At 75.0% G+C, this 19,725-nt stretch carries 2 protein-coding genes; both read right to left on the bottom strand.

What is annotated here, in order from left to right:
- Nucleotides 1–20 precede the first annotated feature (20 nt).
- A complete protein-coding gene (locus QSK17_RS16680; RefSeq protein WP_285705707.1) occupies nt 21–11,234 on the bottom strand; it encodes a type I polyketide synthase in 11,214 nt (3,737 codons plus the stop codon).
- A gap of 51 nt (nt 11,235–11,285) precedes the next feature.
- Nucleotides 11,286–19,718 (bottom strand): type I polyketide synthase, encoded by an 8,433-nt coding sequence (locus tag QSK17_RS16675; protein WP_285705706.1) that lies wholly within the window; start codon nt 19,716–19,718, stop codon nt 11,286–11,288.
- Nucleotides 19,719–19,725 lie beyond the last annotated feature (7 nt).

Here is a 19,725-nt window from a genome sequence, read left to right as displayed (position 1 = left end):
GGTTGATGATGCTCGTGAGTTCAGAGGTCCTGCAGCCAGCGGCGCACGGCGTCACCGGTGGTCGCCGCGTGATCTTCCATCATTGACCAGTGGTTTCCCGGGACGTCGACCGCGGAATGGGCCAGGTCCCAGGCGGGCCGCCACGCCTCGTCCGCCGCGCCCTCGGTGCCGCCGTGCACCGACTGGAGCGACTCGGTCGCGCGTACGAAGAGGGTCGGCACCGACGTCTCCTCCGGCTCCCAGTCGGCGAAGACCCTGAAGTAGCAGCCCATTCCGGTGAGCCGCAGGTCGTCGATGCCGCCGACGGCCTGCTCGCGGTCCCGGGCGCTGGCGACGAAGGTGTTCTTGAACCGGTCGATGAGCCCGCTGCGCGGCACGTACGTGTCCATCAGGACGATTCCCTCCGGCGGCGTGCCGAGCCGTTCGAGATAGGTGGCCACGGCGTGCGCCAGCCACCCGCCGGAGGAGTGCCCCAGCAGGACGAACGGCGTGCCGCCCCGCGCGGTCCAGACCATCTCGGCCTGCGTCTCGACGGTCGCCTCGACCGACGCGGGCAGGGGCTCACCCGGGCGGAAGCCCGGTGCGGGCACCATGGTCACGTCGCGTTCACCGCGGAATCCGGCGGCGAAGCGGGCGTACTGCTGCGCGCCGGTGATGGCGACGGGCGCGGCGAAGCACAGGATCCCGAGGGTGGCGTCGCCGCGGCCGAGCCGCACCGGCTCGGGCAGCCTGTCCAGGTCCGCGACGCCGTCGAAGGACGGGCGCAGCCGGGACGCTGCCTTGATGAACTCCACCGCCTCGGCGATCTTCCCTTCGTCGCACGCCCGCTGGTACAGCACCTGGATCGACCCGTCGGCGACGCCGGTGACCGGCTCGGCCGCCGTACTGACCTGGGTCTCCGTGCCGGCGGCGGCCGGCGCCAGTTCCTCGAGCAGGTGGGCGACGAGCGCGTCGGGCGTCGGGTGGTCGAACACCAGGGTCGCGGGCAGCCGCTGCCCCGTGAGCCCGATCAGCCGGTTGCGGAGCTCGACCGCGGTCAGCGAGTCGAAGCCCATCTCCGGGAATCCCGTCCCGGCCGGTACCGCGTCCGGCCCGGCGAACCCGAGCACCGCGGCGACGTGGGTGAGCACCAGTTCCCGCAGCACCGCCTCGCGCTCGCTCCGTGACAGCCCGGCGATGCGCTGCGTCAGCGACGCGGCGTCCTGCTCCCCCGCGGCCCGGCGCGCGGCGGGGGGAACGAGCCCCCGCAGCAGCGGCGGCGCGATGCCGGTGGCGAACTGCGCACGCAACGCGGCGACGTCGAGGCGCATCGGCACCAGCAGCGGCTCGTCCACGGCCCGCGCGGTGTCGAACAGCCGCAGGCCCTCCTCCGACGACAGCGCCCGCAGCCCGGCGCGGTCGCCCTTGGCCCGGCCGGACGCCCCCATTTTCCCGGTGAGCGCGCTCGCCTCCTCCCAGAGTCCCCACGCGAGGGACCGGGCGGGCAGGCCGGCGGCCCGGCGGTGCGCGGCCAGAGCGTCCAGGTAGGCGTTGGCGGCCGCGTAGCCGCCTTGGCCGGCGTTGCCGAGGATCCCGGCCGCGGAGGAGAACAGCACGAACTCGGTGAGCGGCAGGTCTCGGGTCAGCTCGTGCAGGTGCAGGGCGGCGTCGGCCTTGGGCCGCAGAACGGTGGCGAGCCGCTCGGCGGTCAGACCGTCGAGCATCCCGTCGTCCAGGGCGCCGGCGGCGTGCACGACCGCGCGCAGCGGGTACTCCTCGGGGATCGCGGCCAGCACGGCGGCCAGCGCGGCGCGGTCGGACACGTCGCACGCGGCGACGGTGACCCGGGCGCCGGCCACGGTCAGGTCCTCGACCAGACCCGCCGCCCCGTCGGCGGCGTCGCCGCCGCGGCTGACGAGCAGCACGTGCCCGGCGCCGCGCCGGGCCGCGTGCCGGGCGACGAGACCGCCGAGCAGGCCGGTGCCTCCGGTGATCAGCACGGTCCCGCGCGGATCGAACCCGAGGTCGGTCTCCCCGTCCGGCGCGGCGGCGCGGGCCAGCCGCGGCACCAGGACCCGGCCGTCGCGCAGGGCCGCCTGGGGTTCGGCTCCGGCGGCGAACCGCGCGAGCGCCGCTCCGGCCGCCCCTGGCTCGGCGTCCACGATGAAGAACCGTCCAGGATGCTCGGTCTGGGCGGACCGGAGCAGGCCCCAGACCGCTGCCGCGCCGAGGTCGGGAACGCCCTCGCCCGGCAGCGCCGCGACCGCGCCCCGGGTCACCACCACCAGGCGCGTCGCGGCGAACCTGTCGTCGGCCAGGAACTCCCGTACCAGGGTCAGAGCGCGCGCGGTGGTGGCGTGCGGGTCGCCGGACGACAGGGGGACGAAGACCGGGAGCGACGGGTCGGCCAGGTCGGCGAGCCGGGCCACGACGTCGACCGCGATCCCGTCAGCCTTCAGCGCCGCCACGAGCCCGGCGTCCTCGCCCAGCAGCACGCAGCGCTGAGCCGCCTCGGACTCGGGGGACGCCGGCGTCCACCGTACACAGAACAGCGGATCGCGGCCCGTGGCGAGCCGGTCGGCCGACAGCGGCCGGGTCACCAGGGAGCCGACCGTCGCGACCGGCGCCCCGGTGGGGTCGGCGACGTCCAGCGTCAGGGCATCCCCGGACCGGGTGATCCGGGCGCGGGCCACCGACGCGCCGACCGCGTGCAGGGTGACACTGGTCCAGGCGAACGGCAGCCGGGGGCCGCCGCCCTCGTCTTCCGCGTCTTCCGCGGCGATCATTCCCGCGTGGAACGCCGCGTCGAGCAGCGCCGGGTGCAGCCCGAACCGGTCGGCGTCGGCCGCCTCGACGGCGATCTCGGCGAAGATCTCCTCGCCGCGGCGCCAGGCCGCGCGCAGCCCCTGGAACGCGGGGCCGTAGCCGAACCCGCGCCCGGCGAGCGCGGCGTAGGCGCCGTCCAGGTCGATGGCGGTGGCACCGGGAGGGGGCCACTCGGTCAGTGCCACGCCGGCGGTGCCAGGAGCCGCGGCCCCGCAGACGACGCCGGCCGCGTTGCGGGTCCACGGGTCGTCGGAGCCCGCGAGACGCGAGTGCACGGTCACCGCGCGGCGGTCGCCGTCGCGCGCCGGGCCGAGGACGACCTGCACCTGGAGCGCGCCGCTCTCGGGCACCACGGCGGGCGCCTCCAGGGTCAGCTCCTCCAGGACCGGGCAGCCGAGCCGGGCGCCGGCGTGCAGCGCCAGTTCGACCAGCGCGGTCCCGGGCAGCAGGACGGTGTCCAGCACGGCGTGGTCGGCCAGCCACGGGTGGGTGCGCAGCGACAGCGCGCCGGTGCACACCAGCCCCTCGGAGTCCGGCAGGACCACGACCGCGCCGAGCAGCGGATGGTCGGCGGCCGACAGCCCGGCGGAGCCGACGTCTCCGGCGGAGGCGGGCGACTGCAGCCAGTATCGCTCCCGCTGGAAGGCGTAGGTGGGCAGATCCACGGTCCGCGCCCCGAGGCCGTCGAACGCCGCCGCCCAGTCGATCCGCACGCCGTTCACGTGTGCCTCGGCCAGCGAAGTCAGCAGGCGGGCGGCGCCGCCGTCCCCGCGGCGCAGCGTTCCGACGGCGACGGCGCCGGGGCCCGCCGTCTCCTCGACGGCCATGGTCAGCACGGGGTGCGGGCTGCATTCGACGAACACGTCGTAGCCCTGCTCGACGAGCCTCTCCGTGGCGGCCTGGAACTCGACGGCCTGGCGCAGGTTCGTGCTCCAGTACGCGGCGTCCAGCCCGGCGGTGTCGAGGAAGTCCCCGGTGACCGTCGAGCAGTACGGGACGGCGGCCGCACGTGGCGTGATCGGCGCCAGCACCTCCAGGAGCCGTTCGTGGATCCGATCGACGTGCGGGGAGTGCGAGGCGTAGTCGACCGGCATCGTCCTGACGCGGACGCCCTGGGCGGCGCAGTCGGCGACGAACTCGCCGAGCGGGCCGGCGTCTCCCGAGACCACGACCGAGGACGGCCCGTTCACCACCGCCAGCGACAGCGCGTCGCCCCAGGCGGCCAGCCGCTCACGGACCGCGCTCGCGGGCAGCGCCACCGAGGCCATCCCGCCCTCGCCGGCCAGCGTCAGGATCTCCTTGCTGCGCAGGGCGACGACGCGGGCGGCGTCCTCCAGGGACAGTGCTCCGGCGACGCAGGCCGCGGCGATCTCACCCTGGCTGTGCCCGACGACCGCGGCGGGCTCGACCCCGTGGGATCGCCAGACCTCGGCCAGCGAGACCTGGACGGCGAACAGCAGCGGCTGGACGACGTCGACGCGGTCCAGGTCGCCGCCCTCCCGCAGCACGTCGAGCAGCGGGGCGTCGAGATAGGGCGACAGCGCCGCCGCGCACTCGGCCATCCGCCCGGCGAACACCGGGGAGGAGTCCAGCAGCTCCGCGGCCATCCCCGGCCACTGCGAGCCCTGACCGGGGAAGACGAACGCGATCTTGCCGCGCCGTCCCGCCGTGCCGCGTACCACCCGGGCATCCGGCTCCCCCGCGGCAAGCGCTTCCAGGCCCGCGACCAGGCCGGCGCGGTCGCCGCCGACCACCACGGCACGGTGGTCGAACGTCGCCCGGGACACGGCCAGCGACCAGCCGGTGTCGGCGGGCTCCGCGGCCGGCGCGGACGCCAGCCGCGCGGCCTGCTCACGCAGGGCGGCGTCGGTGCGGGCGGAAAGGACCCACGGGACGACCGCCCCGGGACGTTCCTCCTCGGGGACCTCCTCGTCCTGCGCCTGTTCGAGGATGACGTGGGCGTTGGTGCCGCTCACCCCGAACGAGGACACTCCGGCGCGGCGCGGGCGGCCGGTCTCGGGCCACGGCCGCGCCTCGGTCAGCAGCTCCACCGCGCCCGCCGACCAGTCCACGTGCGGCGACGGCTCGTCCACGTGCAGCGTGGCCGGCAGCCGGCCGTGCCGCATCGCGAGGACCATCTTGATGACGCCCGCGACGCCGGCCGCCGCCTGGCTGTGCCCGATGTTGGACTTGACCGAGCCGAGCCAGAGCGGCGTCTCGCGATCCTGGCCGTAGGTCGTCAGCAGGGCCTGCGCCTCGATCGGGTCGCCGAGCGCCGTGCCGGTGCCGTGCGCCTCGACGGCGTCCACGTCCACCGGGCGCAGCCCGGCGGAGGCCAGCGCCGCGCGGATCACCCGCTGCTGGGAGGGGCCGTTCGGCGCGGTGAGCCCGTTGGACGCCCCGTCCTGGTTGACCGCGGTGCCGCGTACCACGGCCAGCACGCGGTGACCGAGCCGCCGCGCGTCCGACAGCCGCTCCACCAGCAGCATCCCGGCTCCCTCCGCCCAGCCGGTGCCGTCCGCGGCGGCGGCGAACGACTTGCAGCGCCCGTTCCCCGCGAGCCCGCCCTGCCGGCTGAACTCCAGGAACGCGGTCGGGGTGAACATCAGGGTCACGCCGCCGACCAGCGCCATGGTGCACTCGCCCGAACGCAGCGACTGCGCGGCCAGGTGCAGGGCCACCAGGGACGACGAGCAGGCTGTGTCGATGGTGACCGCGGGGCCCTCCAGCCCGAAGGTGTAGGCCACGCGCCCGGAGGCGACACTGCCCGCGCTGCCGTTGCCGAGGTAGCCCGCGAGGTCGTCGGGCACGGCGGACAGGCGGGAGACGTAATCGTGGTACATGAGCCCGGCGAACACGCCGGTGCGGCTGCCGCGCAGCGTGGCGGGGTCGATCCCGGCCCGTTCGAAGGACTCCCAGGCCGTCTCCAGCAGCAGGCGGTGCTGCGGGTCGATGGCCATGGCCTCGCGCGGCGAGATGCCGAAGAACTCCGGATCGAAGCGGTCGGCGTCGTAGAGGAAACCGCCCTCAGGGACGAATCCGCCACCCTCCAGGAGGTCGAGGTCCCAGCCCCGGTCCCTCGGGAAGCCCGAGATGCCGTCACCGCGCGCGGCGAGCAGCTCCCAGAACTCCTCCGGCGTGCTGACGCCGCCGGGGTAGCGGCAGCTCATCCCGATGATCGCGATCGGCTCGTCGGTCACCGCGCCGGTCGGGACCACCGCCGGGAGCGCGGCCGGCTGCCCGGCGCCGCCCAGCTCGGCGACCAGGTGCACGATCAGCGCCGCCGGGCTCGGGTAGTCGAAGATCAGCGTCGCGGGCAGGCGGAGGCCGGTCGCCGCGCCGAGACGGTTGCGTAGCTCCACCGCCGTCAGCGAGTCGAAGCCGAGGTCGGTGAAGGCGCTGTCGAGGTCCACGCCGGCCGCCGAGCCGTGGCCGAGCACGAGCGCGACGTGCGTGCTCACCAGCTCGGTGAGTGCCTCACGCCTGGCCGCCTCCGTCAGGCCGGACAGCCGGGCCGCGAGCCCGGCGTCGGGCGCCGTTCCCGCGCGGCGCAGCGGCGTACGGACGAGGCCGCTCAGCAGCCAGGGCAGCATCCCGGCCGCGGCCTGGGCGGTGAGGACCGCCAGGTCGAGCCGGCTGAGGACGTTGACAGGGGCCGAGGCCGCCAGCGCGGCGTCGAACAGCGCCAGGCCGTCCTCGGTGGACAGCGGGATCATGCCACCGCGGCTCATCCGGCGCAGGTCGGCGTCAGTAAGCGTGCCGGCCATGCCGCCGCCCTGGGCCCAGACGCCCCACGCCATCGCGGTGCCCGGCAGCCCCGAGGAGCGCCGCCGGGTCATCAGCGCGTCCAGGAACGCGTTGGCGGCCGCGTAGTTGCCCTGGCCGGCGCCGCCGAGCACCCCAGCGGCGGAGGAGAACACCACGAACGCGGCGAGGTCGCGGTCGCGGGTCAGTTCGTGCAGCGTCCAGGCGGCGTCCACCTTGGGCAGGAACACCATGTGGAACCGCTCGGGCGTCAGCGACTCCACGACGCCGTCGTCCAGGACGCCCGCCGCGTGCACCACCGCCGTGAGCGACGGGATGCCGTCGAGCACGGCGGCCATCGCGTCGCGGTCCGCGGCGTCGCACGCCGCCACCGACGCCTCCGCGCCCAGCTCGGCCAGCTCCGCGACGAGCTCGGCGGCGCCGGGCGTCGCGGAGCCGCGCCGGCCGGTGAGCACGAGGCGCCGGGCGCCGCCCCTGGCCAGGTGCCGCGCGATGCGGGCGCCGAGATCGCCCAGACCGCCGGTGATCAGGATGGTGCCGTCGGGGTCGAGCACCGGAGCACCCTCGTCGGAGGGCGTGGACCGCGCCAGGCGCGCCATCCTCAGTTCTCCGCGGCGGGCGGCGAGCTGCGGTTCGCCGCTGGCCGCTGCGGCCGCGAGCACCTGTTCGGAGGGCTCGGGCGTGTCGATGTCGAGGAGGGTGAACCGGCCGGGGTTCTCCGACTGCGCGGCGCGCACGAGGCCCCACGCGGCAGCTGCGGCGAGGTCGGACACGTCCTCGCCCGCGTCCACCGCGACCGCGCCCCAGGTGACGAGCATGAGCCGCACGTCGGCGTACCGGTCATCGGCCAGCCACTCCTGGAGCACGGCCAGCGTGGCCACGGCCGTCTCGCGGGCTCGCGCGGGTTCCGGTCCTGCGGCGGCCTGGGGAAGCCGGGTCACCACCACCGGGGGTGTCTCGCCGGGCGTCAGCGCGGACAGCTCGGCGTACTCGACCGCGGTGTCCGCCTGGGGCACCGGCTGCCAGTCGAGGGTGAACAGGGCGTCGCGCAGGCTGCGGGCTCCGTTCAGGCCCTCCGCGGACACCGGCCGCGACACCAGCGAGCCGATCGAGGCGAGTGGCCTGCCCGTGGGGTCGGCGATGTCCAGCGACACGGCGTCAGTGCCAGCCGCGACCAGCCGGACCCGAAGGCTCGACGCGCCCGCGGCGAACAACGACACGTCGTTCCACACGAACGGCAGCCGCCCCCGCGACACGGCCGCGGCCGGGTCCGCGACCGCGTCAGGGGCCGTCAGGCCGGCGGCGTGCAGGGCCGCGTCCAGTAGCGCCGGGTGTACGCCGAAGCGCGCCGCCTCGTCCGCGTGGCCGGGGTCGAGTGTCACCTCGGCGAAGACCTCCCCACCACGCCTCCAGGCCGCGCGCAGGCCGCGGAACGCGGGCCCGTAGTGGAAGCCGGACGCGGTGGCGGCGTCATAGAGCCCTTCCACGGGAACGGGTTCGGCGCCCGGTGGCGGCCACGCGGCCAGGTCGGGCCCGGCCTCCACCGGAGCGGGGGCGAGGATGCCGGTGGCGTGCCGGACCCAGGGCTCGTCGAACGCGGCCCCGCCGGAGCGCGAGTACAGGCCGACGGTGCGGCGGCCGGCGCCGTCCGGCGGGCCGACCAGCAGCTGGACCTGGACGCCGTCGTCGGGAGGCAGCACCAGCGGCGCCTCCAGGGTCAGCTCCTCGACCCGTTCGCAGCCGGCCCACTCCCCCGCTCGCAGGGCCAGTTCCAGCATCGCGGTGCCGGGCAGCAGCACGGTGCCGAGCACGGTGTGGTCGGCCAGCCACGGGTGTGACCTCAGGGAGAGCACGCCGCTGAGCAGGAAGCCGTCGCCGTCGGCGAGGGAGACGAGGGCGCCGAGCAGCGGGTGCTCGGTGGGCCCCAGGCCGAGGGAGGCCGCGTCGCCGCCGGAGTCCTTGGCCTCCAGCCAGTACCGGCGGCGCTGGAAGGCGTACGTCGGCAACGGCACCCGGCGCGCCCCGGTACCCGCGAACATCGCACCCCAGTCGGGTTCGCGGCCGCGGGTGTACAGCCGCGCGACGGCGGCGGCGACGGTGAGCGGCTCCGACCGTTCCTGCCGCAGCATGGCCACCGCGACGGCGGCGGCATCGCCGGGAAGACAGTCCGGTACGAGGGCCGCCAGCCGCCCACCCGGACCGACCTCGAGAAAGGTGGTCACGCCTGCCTCGTGCAGGGCGGCGACGCCCTCGGCGAACCGGACGGTGCCGAGCACGTGGGTGACCCAGTACTCCGGGTCGGAGAACTCCTCACCGACGGCCTCGCCGGTCACCGTGGAGACGATCGGGATCCGCGGCGTGCCGAAGGCGAGCCCGGCGATCGCGGCCCGGAACTCGGCCGTCATCGGCTCCATCAGGGGCGAGTGGAAGGCGTGGCCGGTGCTGAGCCTCCGCGTTCTGCGGCCCTTGCCCGCCCACAGCTCGGCGATCGCCGTGACGGCCTCGGCCGGGCCGGAGAGCACCACCGCCGACGGGCCGTTCACCGCCGCGATCGCCACTCCGTCCGGCAAACCGGGGGTGATCTCCTCGGCCGCCGCCTCGACCGCGACCATGACGCCGCCGGGGGGCAGCGCCTGCATCAGCCGGCCGCGGGCGGTGACCATCGTCGCGGCGTCGGCCAGCGACAGCACCCCGGAGACGTGCGCGGCGGCGATCTCGCCGATCGAGTGGCCGAGCAGCTGGTCCGGCAGGACCCCCCACGACTCCAGCAGGCGGAACAGCGCGACCTCGACGGCGAAGAGCGCGGGCTGGGTGAACTCCGTCTCGTCCAGGCGCACGCCGTCGAAGATCGCCTGACGCACCCCTGGGTCCAGTTCGGCCAGAGCGGCGTCGAGCGCCTCGGAGAACGCCGGGTAGGCGGCGTACAGCTGGGTCGCCATCCCGGCGTACTGGGCGCCTTGCCCGGAGAACAGGAACGCGGTGCGGTCAGGGCGAGCGGTGTCCTCGACGGCGCCGGGCCGGCCGGCCGCCAGGTCGGCGAGCCCGGCGAGGAGCTCGTCGCGGTCCCTGCCCAGCACGACCGCCCGGTGCGCGTGCCTGGCTCGCGTCGTGGTGGTGTACGCGACGTCCACGAGGGGCAGGCCGGGATCGGCGTCGAGCCGGTTCAGCAGGGCCTCCGCCTGCGCGGCGACGGCCTCGCGAGCACGCGCGGAGACCAGCAGCGCGAGCACCGGCGGCGGTGTGTGGTCCGCCGGCTCCACGCTCTCCTCCTGCAGTTCCAGCACGACGTGGGTGTTCGTGCCACTGACTCCGAACGAGGAGACGCCGGCGCGGCGCGGGCGGCCGGTCTCGGGCCACGGCCGCGCCTCGGTCAGCAGCTCGACGTTCCCGCTGGTCCAGTCGACCCGCGGGTTCGGCTCATCGACGTGCAGCGTGCGCGGCAGCACGCCGTGGCGCATGGCCTGGACCATTTTGATCACGCCGCCCACCCCGGCGGCGGCCTGGCTGTGCCCGATGTTGGACTTCAGCGAGCCCAGGTACAGGGGCCGCTCGCGGTCCTGCCCGTAGGTGGCCAGCACCGCCTGCGCCTCGATCGGGTCACCCAGCACCGTGCCGGTGCCGTGCGCCTCCACGGCGTCCACCTCCGACGGCGCCAGACCGGCCGCCGCCAGCGCGTCGAGGATGACCCGCTGCTGGGCGGGGCCGTTCGGCGCGGTGAGGCCGTTGGACGCCCCGTCCTGGTTGACCGCTGTGCCGCGCACCACGGCCAGCACCGGGTGGCCGAGCCGCCGCGCGTCCGACAGCCGCTCCACCAGCAGCATCCCGGCTCCCTCGCCCCAGCTCGTCCCGTCCGCGGACGCGGCGAAGGACTTGCAGCGGCCGTCGGGGGCGAGCCCCCTGGCCCGGCTGAACTCGATGAACGCGGTCGGGGTGGACATCACGGTCACCCCGCCCGCCAGCGCCATCGCGCACTCGCCGCGGCGCAGTGCGTGCACGGCCAGGTGCAGCGCCACCAGGGACGACGAGCACGCCGTGTCGATGGTGAGCGCCGGGCCCTCCAGCCCAAAGGTGTAGGCGATCCGGCCCGAGGCGATGCTGCCCGCGCTGCCGTTGCCGATGAAGCCCTCGAAGCCGTCGGGCACCGGCTGCAGCCGGGCGGCGTAGTCGTTGTACATCACTCCCGCGAACACCCCGGTGCGGGTGCCGCGCAGCGCCGAGGGCGACAGGCCCGCCCCTTCGATCGCCTCCCAGGAGACCTCCAGCAGCAGCCGCTGCTGCGGGTCCATCGCCAGGGCGTCCCGCGGCGAGATCCCGAAGAAGGACGGGTCGAAGTCGGCGGCCCCGTGCAGGAAGCCGCTCTCCTTGACGTAGTACGTGCCGGCGTGGTCCGGGTCGGGGTCGTACAGCTTCCCGAGGTCCCAGCCGCGGTCGTCGGGGAAGGCGCTGATGCCGTCGGCGCCCCGGTCCACCAGGTCCCAGAGCCCGTCGGGGGTCTCGACGCCGCCGGGGTAGCGGCAGCTCATCCCGATGATGGCGATCGGCTCCCTGGCCTGGGATTCGAGTTCGCGCAGCTGTGACCGGGCCGCGCCGAGCCGCTGCCGCGTCTGCTGAAGGTCGGCGGTGGCCCGCTTCAGGTAGTCGCGGAGCTCGTTCTCGTTCGCCATTGTGGGCGTCTCCTCCTCGATCGGTGGCGCTGAGCGGGCGTCATGGCCGGCTCAGGAAACCTCGGTGTCCTGGTCGATCAGCGCGAACAACTCCTCGTCCGTGGCCGAGGCGAGGCGTTCACCGGTCATGACGCCGCCCGGGTCACCGGGCTGCGGGTACAGGCTGGCAAGAAGCACTTCCAAACGGGTTCTAAGCGCCGTACGGGCCGCCTCATCCGGATCAGCCGCCGCCAGACCTGCTTCGACCCGCGCCAACGCGTCCAGGATCGGGTCCGTCGCCACTCCGTCCGTGTCCACCAGTTCCGCTCGAAGGAAGCCGGCGAGAACCAGCGGGCTCGGGTAGTCGAAGATCAGGGTCGCGGGAAGCCGCAGACCCGTCGCGGTGGCCAGGCCGTTGCGCAACTCGACCGCGCTGAGCGAGTCGAATCCGACCTCGCTGAACGGTCGCTCGCTATCGACGGCGTCGGCCGAGGAGTGCCCGAGTACGGCCGCGATCTGCGCCCGCACCAGACCGAGAAGGATCGCGTCCTGATCGGCCGCACCGGCTTCTGCGAGGCGCGCGGCCAGCGCCGCCGCCGCGCCGCCCTCCCCCGGATTCGCGGCGCGCCGCCTGGCCTGGCGGATCAGTGCGCGGAAGAGCGGCGGCACCGGACCGGTGCCGAGCTGGGCCCGCAGCGCAGGGACGTCCACGTCCATCGGTACGAGCACCGGGTCGGGCAGGGTACGGGCGGTGTCGAACAGCGTGAGGGCGTCCGTGGTGGACAGCGCGCCGAAGCCGCCGCGGCTCATCCTGCGCCGATCGACGTCGGTGAGGTCGCCGAGCAGGCCGCTGGACTGCTCCCACAGACCCCAGGCCAGAGAAGTGGCGGGCAGGCCGAGAGAGCGGCGGTGACGGGCCAGTCCGTCCAGGAACGCGTTGGCCGCGGCGTAGTTTGCCTGCCCGGCGTTGCCGAGAGTGCTCGCCGCCGAGGAGTACAGCACGAACGCGGCCAGGTCGAGGTCCTGGGTCAGGTCGTGCAGGTTCCAGGCGGCGTCCGCCTTGGGGCGCAGCACGGTGGCGAAGCGGTCCGGGGTCATCGACTCCAGGACGCCGTCGTCGAGGACGCCTGCGGTGTGCACGACCGCGGTCAGCGGGTGATCGGCCGGGATGCCCGCCAGGACCGCGGCTAGCGCGTCGCGGTCGGCGGCGTCGCACGCCACGACGGCCGCCCGCGCGCCGAGTGCTTCCAGCTCGGACACCAGCTCGGCGGCTCCCGGCGTGTCCCGGCCGCGCCTGCCGGCGAGGACCAGATGGCGCACGCCGCTCATGGCCAGGTGCCGGGCGAGCAGCCCACCCAGCGTGCCGGTGCCGCCGGTGATGAGCACGGTGCCGTCCGGATCGAACCTGGGCACGGGCCCGGGTTCCGCCGGGGCGGGCACTCGGACCAGCCGGGGCGCGAGAATCTCGCCGCCGTACAGGGCCAGCTGTGGTTCGGTCCCGGCGAGCGCGGCGAGAATCGCGGCACCGTCCGGGGGGCCGTCGAGGTCGAGCAGGACGAAGCGGCCGGGGTGCTCGGCCTGGGCCGTGCGGACGAGGCCCCACACCGACGCGCCCGCGAGATCGCCGATCTCCATCGCCGCGTTCCTGGTCACGATGACCAGACGGGAACCGGCGAAGGCGTCCTCGTCCAGCCACGCGCGCACCACTCCGAGCACCTCCGCGGTGATCCGGTGGACGTCGGCGGGCAGGTCGTCCGTACCCGCCACCGGCAGGAGCACCAGGTCAGGCATCCGCCGGGCGGCCCGTAGCCCGTCGAGGCCGGCGTGGGTCTCGGCCACGGCGCCGGCCTCGCGCAGGGCCCCGGCCAGCTCGGGATCGCCGAGGACGGCGCAGGTGACGGCGGGCGCGGCACCGGTCTCGGCTGGGGACCAGTCCACGCGGAACAGCGACCGGTGGTATTCGGCGCGCCGCGTTCCGACGCCCGCGGCGGAGATCGCCCTCAGCAGCAGGGACTGCGCCGAGACGACCGGGCGGCCCTCGGCGTCGGCGGCGGTCAGCGAGATCGTGTCCGGCCCCGCAGGGGCGAGCCGGACGCGCAGGCTCTCCGCGCCCGAGGCCCGGAGCGAGACGCCGCTCCAGGAGAACGGCAGGTGCCCCTGGCCTTTGGCGGTGACGAAGTCGCCGAGCCCGACGGCGTGCAGCGCGGCGTCCAGCAGCGCGGGGTGCAGGCCGAACGCCGCGGCCGCCGCCCGCTGGTCCTCCGGCAGCGCGACCTCGGCGAAGATCGCGCCGTCGAGCGTCCAGGCCGCGCGCATCCCCTGGAACGCGGGGCCGTAGCCGAACCCGTTGTCCTGGAGGCCGTCGTACAGGCCGGTGACGTCGATGGCCGTCGCACCCTCCGGCGGCCAGACCGCCAGGTCAGCGGCAAGGGCCGCGGCCTCAGGTACGAGGACGCCGGTGGCGTGCAGGCTCCACCTCTCGTCCTCGGTTTCGTTGTGGGCGGAGTGGAGGGTGAGGGTGCGCCTGCCGTCCTCGTCCGGCGCGCCTACGGCCACCTGGATCCGGACGGCGCCTCGCGGGGGGATGACGAGCGGGGCGGCGAGGGTGAGCTCCTCGATCGCCGCACATCCGACCTCCTCGGCGGCGTGCAGGGCCAGCTCGACGAACGCGGTCCCTGGCAGCAGTACGGTGTCCTGCACGGCGTGGTCGGCCAGCCAGGGATGTGTCCTGAGCGAGAGCGAGCCGGTCAGGAGGTGGCCGCCGGTGCCCGGCAGTTCGGCGGTCGCGGCGAGTAACGGGTGCTGCGCCGTCCACAGCCCGGCCGACGCCACGTCTCCCGCCTTCCATGAGGGTTCGACCCAGAACCGCTCGCGACGGAACGCCCGAGTGGGCAGCGCGACCCTGCGCGCCCCGGTACCGGCGAACAGGGCGGCCCAGTCCGGTGCCGCTCCGCGAACGTGCAGGCGGGCCAGCGCGCCCAGCGCCGTACGCACCTCGTCGTGGCCGCCGCGCAGCATCGGTGCGGCGTCATCGACAAGCCCGGAGAGGACCGCGTCGGGACCCAGCTCCACGAAGGTGCGCACGCCCTGGGAACGCGCCGCGCGCACGGCGTCGGCGAACCGGACGGTCCCGCGGACCTGGCGCACCCAGTAGTCCACCGAGCCGGGGGCTCCGCCGTCCGCGGTGGGCAGGAACGGCACGGCGGGCTCGCCGGGGGCGAGGCCGTCGATCGCTGCCAGGAAGTCATCCAGCATCGGCTCCATCAGCACGGAGTGGAACGCGTGGCTGGTGTTGAGCCGCGTGGTCTTGCGCCCCTTCGCGGCCCACGCGGTGGCCACCTCGGCGACCGCGTCCGCCTCGCCGGACAGCACGACCGAGGCCGGGCCGTTCACCGCGGCGACCGACACGGTGGGAGGCAGCGACGCCCCGAGTTCGGCCTCGGACGCCTCGATCGCGATCATCGCGCCGCCCGCGGGCAACGCCTGCATCAGCCGCGCCCGCGCCGTCACCAGCGCGCAGGCGTCCTCCAGGCTCAGGATGCCTGCGGCGTGGGCGGCGGCGATCTCCCCCACCGAATGCCCCACCACCGCGTCGGGCCGGACGCCCCACGACTCCAGGAGCCGGAACAACGCCACTTCGAGGGCGAAGATGCCCTGCTGGGCGAACTCCGTACGGTCGAGGTCCGCACCGCCCTCGAACACGACCTCGCGCAACCGCGGGTCCAGAAGCCCCGCGGCCGCGTCGAACGCCTCCGCGAAGGCCGGGAACGCCTCGTACAGCTCGCGCCCCATCCCTGGCCGTTGCGAACCCTGGCCGGTGAACAGGAACGCGATCCCGTCGCCCAGCGCGGGGCCCTGGCTCACCAGGCGGGACGGGTGGCCGTCGGCGAGTGCGCCGAGCCCGTCCAGCAGCTCGTCCCGGTCGGCGGCGACCACAGCGGCCCGGTGGTCCAGGGCGGCGCGGGCGCTCGCGAGAGTCCACGCGACGTCGGGCAGCTCCAGGTCCGGCCCGGCGGCGACCGCCGCACGCAGCACCGCTGCCTGGGCACGCAGGCCCTCCGCGTCGCGCGCCGACACCACGAAGGGCAGCACCGGCAGCGACCCGTCCCCGATGGCGGGCGCGACGGCGGGCGCCTCGACGGATACCTCGGCGGGCGGCTCTTCGAGGATGACGTGCGCGTTGGTCCCGCTCACGCCGAACGACGACACCCCGGCCCGGCGCGGCCGCTCCCCCGGTTCCCACGGCTGTGCCTCGGTCAGCAGCTCGACCGCCCCGGCCGTCCAGTTCACGTGCGGCGACGGCTCATCGACGTGGAGGGTCTTCGGCAGTTCCCTGTGCCGCATGGCGAGCACCATCTTGATCACGCCCGCGACGCCCGCGGCCGCCTGGGTGTGACCGATGTTCGACTTGAGGGAGCCGAGCCACACGGGCCTCTCCCGGTCCTGCCCATAGGTGGCCAGCACCGCCTGCGCCTCGATCGGGTCGCCGAGTGTCGTCCCCGTGCCGTGCGCCTCCACGACGTCCACCTCGGACGCCGACAGCCCCGCGTCGGCCAGCGCCTGCCGGATGACGCGCTGCTGGGACGGGCCGTTGGGCGCGGTCAGCCCGTTGGACGCGCCGTCCTGGTTCACCGCGGAACCCCGTACGACGGCCATGACCTCGTGGCCGTTCCGCAGAGCGTCCGACAGGCGCTCGACCAGCAGCACGCCGACGCCCTCCGCCCAGCCGACGCCGTCGGCCGCGGCGGCGAACGACTTGCACCTGCCGTCGGGGGCGAGCCCGCGCTGGCGGCTGAACTCCACGAACCCCGCCGGAGTGGACATCACCGTGACACCGCCCGCCAGCGCCATCGCGCACTCGCCGTTGCGGAGCGCCTGCACGGCCAGGTGCAGGGCGACCAGTGAGGACGAGCACGCGGTGTCCACGGTGATCGCCGGACCCTCGAAGCCGTAGGTGTAGGCGATCCTGCCCGAGACGACGCTGGCGGCCGTGCCCGTGCCGACGTACCCCTCGACCTCCTCCGACACGGTGGCGAGCAGCGAGCCGTAGTCGTGCGCCGACGTCCCCGCGAACACGCCGACCCTGGCTCTGCGCAGCGCGGTCGGGTCGATCCCCGCGCCCTCGAACGCCTCCCAGGACGCCTCCAGCAACAGCCGCTGCTGCGGGTCCATGGCCAGCGCCTCGCGGGGCGAGATGCCGAAGAAGCCGGCGTCGAACTCCGTGGCGCCGCTGACGAATCCCCCCTGGATCGAGTACGTCGTGCCGGGCCGCGTCGCGTCCGGGTCGTACAGCGCGTCGATGTCCCAGCCGCGGTCATCAGGGAACGGGGAGATGGCGTCCGTACCGGTGGCGACCAGCCGCCACAGGGCATCGGGCGAGCCGGCCCCGCCCGGGTAGCGGCAGCTCATGCCGACGATGGCGATGGGCTCGTGGCTCGCGACCGCGAGCTGCTGCGTGCCCGTCACGCCGTACTCGCCGGTCAGTTCCGCGTCGAGGCGGGCCGCCAGCGCCGCCGGGCTCGGGTGGTCGAAGACCAGCGTCGCGGGCAGCTCGCGGCCGACCGCCGCGGCCAGTTGCGTACGCAGCTCGACGGCGGTCAGCGAGTCGAAGCCGAGTTCCTGGAACGGGCGGTCGGGGCGCACCTCGTCGGCCGACCCGTGGCCGAGCACCGCCGCGGCACTGGCACGTACGAGGTCGGTCAGGACACGGAGGCGTTCTGCGGGCGGCGCCCCCGCCAGGCGGGCCGCGAGAGCGCTCGCGGCGGGTGCCGCCGCTTGCGCGGGCTCCCGCGCGGGTTCGACGAACGTGCCGGACGCGGTGGACTCCAGCCAGTAGCGGCGCCGCTGGAAGGCGTAGGTCGGCAGGTCCACCCGCTGGGCGCGCACGCCGGCGAAGTAGGCGGCCCAGTCGGGTGTGCCGCCGCGCGCGTGGACCCTGGCCAGCGCGGCCATCAGCGACGGGGCCTCCGGCCGGTCGGCGCGCAGGGACGCGATCGCGGCCGTGCCCGGCGGCAGGAAGTCCTGCGCCAGCGCGCTCAGCACACCGTCGGGGCCCAGTTCCAGGAAGGTACGGACGCCTTGATCGTGCAGCGCCGTGACACCGTCGGCGAACCTGACGGTCTCCCGCACGTGCCGCACCCAGTAGTCCGGATCGGTCACGAGGCCGGGTCCCGCGAGGGCGCCGGTCACGTTGGACACCAGCGGGACGCGCGGCTCGGCGAAGGCCAGCCCGGAGATCGCCTCGCGGAACTCGGCCAGCATCGGCTCCATCAGCGCCGAGTGGAACGCGTGACTGGTGTTGAGCCGTTTCCCCTTCTCCCAGTGGGAGGCGACCTCGGCGACGGCGTCCGCGTCGCCGGACAGCACCACCGAGGCGGGGCCGTTGACCGCGGCGATCGACACGCCGTCGCGCAGCACCGCCCTGACCTCGTCCTCCCCTGCCCGGACGGCGACCATGGCGCCGCCGGCGGGCAGCGCCTGCATCAGGCGTCCGCGCGCCGCCACCAGCGAGCAGGCGTCCGCCAGGGAGAACACCCCCGCGACGTGCGCGGCGGCGATCTCGCCGATGGAGTGCCCGAGCAGGTACGCCGGGCGCAGGCCCCACGACTCGACCAGGCGGAACAGGGCGACCTCGACCGCGAACAACCCGGCCTGGGCGAACCCGGTGAGATCGAGGTCCGGCCCGCCGCCGAGCACCAGCTCGCGTACGCGCGGGTCGAAGCCCGCACAGACCTCGTCGAACGCGCTCGCGTACGCAGGGAACGCCTCGTACAGTTCGCGTCCCATCCCGGCGCGCTGCGAACCCTGTCCCGAGAGCAGGAACGCGACCTCCCCGGAGGCGGCCGCGTCCCGCACGACCGACGGCGCCTGCTCCCCCGCGGCGATCGTCCTCAGCCCGGCCAGCAGGTCCGCGCGGCTCTCCCCGAGCACCACGGCGCGCTCGGTCAGGGCGGCGCGGGTGGTGGCCAGTGCGACGGCGACCGAGACCGGGTCGGCGTCGCCCTCGGCGACGGGCAGCAGGCGGGCCGCCTGCGAGCGCAGCGCGGCCTCGGTGTGGGCCGAGAGCACCCACGGCAGCACCGCGGGGACGGTGCCGGACCCGCCGCTCTCCTCCTCCTGCGGCGGCGCCTGCTCCAGGATCACGTGCGTGTTGGTGCCGCTGATGCCGAACGAGGAGACGCCGGCGCGGCGCGGGCGGCCGACCTCCGGCCACGGCCGGGCCTCGGTCAGCAGCTCCACCGCGCCCGACGCCCAGTCGACGTGCGGGCTCGGCGCGTCCACGTGCAGCGTCTTGGGCAGCATGGCGTGGCGGATCGCCTCCACCATCTTGATCACGCCGCCGACGCCGGCGGCGGCCTGCGTGTGGCCCACGTTCGACTTGAACGAGCCGAGCAGCAGCGGCCGGTCCGCCGGCCGCTCCGCGCCGTAGGTGGCCAGCAGGGCCTGCGCCTCGATCGGGTCGCCGAGCACGGTGCCGGTGCCGTGCGCCTCGACGGCGTCCACCTGGTCCGAGGTCAGGCCCGCGTCGGCCAGCGCCTGCCGGATCACCCGTTGCTGGGCCGGGCCGTTCGGAGCGGACAGGGCGCTGCTGGCGCCGTCCTGGTTCACCGCCGTGCCCCGGATGACGGCGAGCACGGGATGCCCGAGCCGCCGCGCGTCGGAGAGCCGCTCCACCAGCAGCATCCCGGCGCCCTCCGCCCACGCCGTGCCGTCCGCCGCGGACGCGAAGGACTTGCAGCGCGCGTCGGGCGCCAGCCCGCGCTGGCGGCTGAACTCGATGAACCCGGTGGGCGTCATGATCACTGTCACGCCGCCGGCCAGCGCCATCGTCGTCTCGCCGCGTCGCAGCGACTGGCACGCCAGGTGCAGGGCGACCAGCGACGACGAGCACGCCGTGTCGACGGTGATCGCCGGCCCCTCGAACCCGAACGTGTACGCCACCCGACCGGAGGCGACGCTGCCCGCGTTGCCGCTGCCGAGGTAGCCCTCCACGATCTCCGGCACCGACGTCAGCCGCGCCGCGTAGTCCTGGTACATCACCCCGGCGAACACGCCGATCCGCTCACCGCGGACGGTGCCGGGGTCGATGCCGGCGCGTTCGAACGCCTCCCAGGACGTCTCCAGCAGCAGCCGGTGCTGGGGATCCATGGCGAGCGCCTCACGCGGACTGATGCCGAAGAACCCCGGATCGAACTCCGCAGCATCCCCGATGAAGCCGCCCTCGCGCACGTACGACTTGCCTGGCACCGACGGGTCCGGGTCGTAGACGTCGTCGGCGGTCCACCCCCGGTCGGACGGGAACTCCGCGATGGCGTCGCCGCCGTCCGCCACGAGCCGCCACAGCTCGTCGGGCGAGGTAACGCCGCCGGGGTAGCGGCAGCTCATGCCGACGATCGCGATCGGCTCCCGGTCGCGTGCCTCCAGCTCGTCGACCCGGCCCCGGGCGTCGCGCAGGTCCTTGGCGGCCTGCTTGAGGTACTCGCGCAGCTTGGTCTCGTTCGGCATTCGATCA

Origin of the sequence: Microtetraspora sp. NBRC 16547, from assembly GCF_030268965.1 — a bacterium.
In the GTDB taxonomy this organism is placed as follows: Bacteria; Actinomycetota; Actinomycetes; order Streptosporangiales; family Streptosporangiaceae; genus Microtetraspora.
The sequence above is the reverse complement of the archived record's forward strand: the minus strand, read 5'-3'. Positions and strand labels throughout refer to the sequence as shown.

What these genes read in the sequence shown, in the direction of transcription:
- QSK17_RS16675 (WP_285705706.1), bottom strand. Translation starts at nt 19,718, where the DNA reads ATGCCGAACGAGACCAAGCTGCGCGAGTACCTCAAGCAGGCCGCCAAG.
- QSK17_RS16680 (WP_285705707.1), bottom strand. Translation starts at nt 11,234, where the DNA reads ATGGCGAACGAGAACGAGCTCCGCGACTACCTGAAGCGGGCCACCGCC.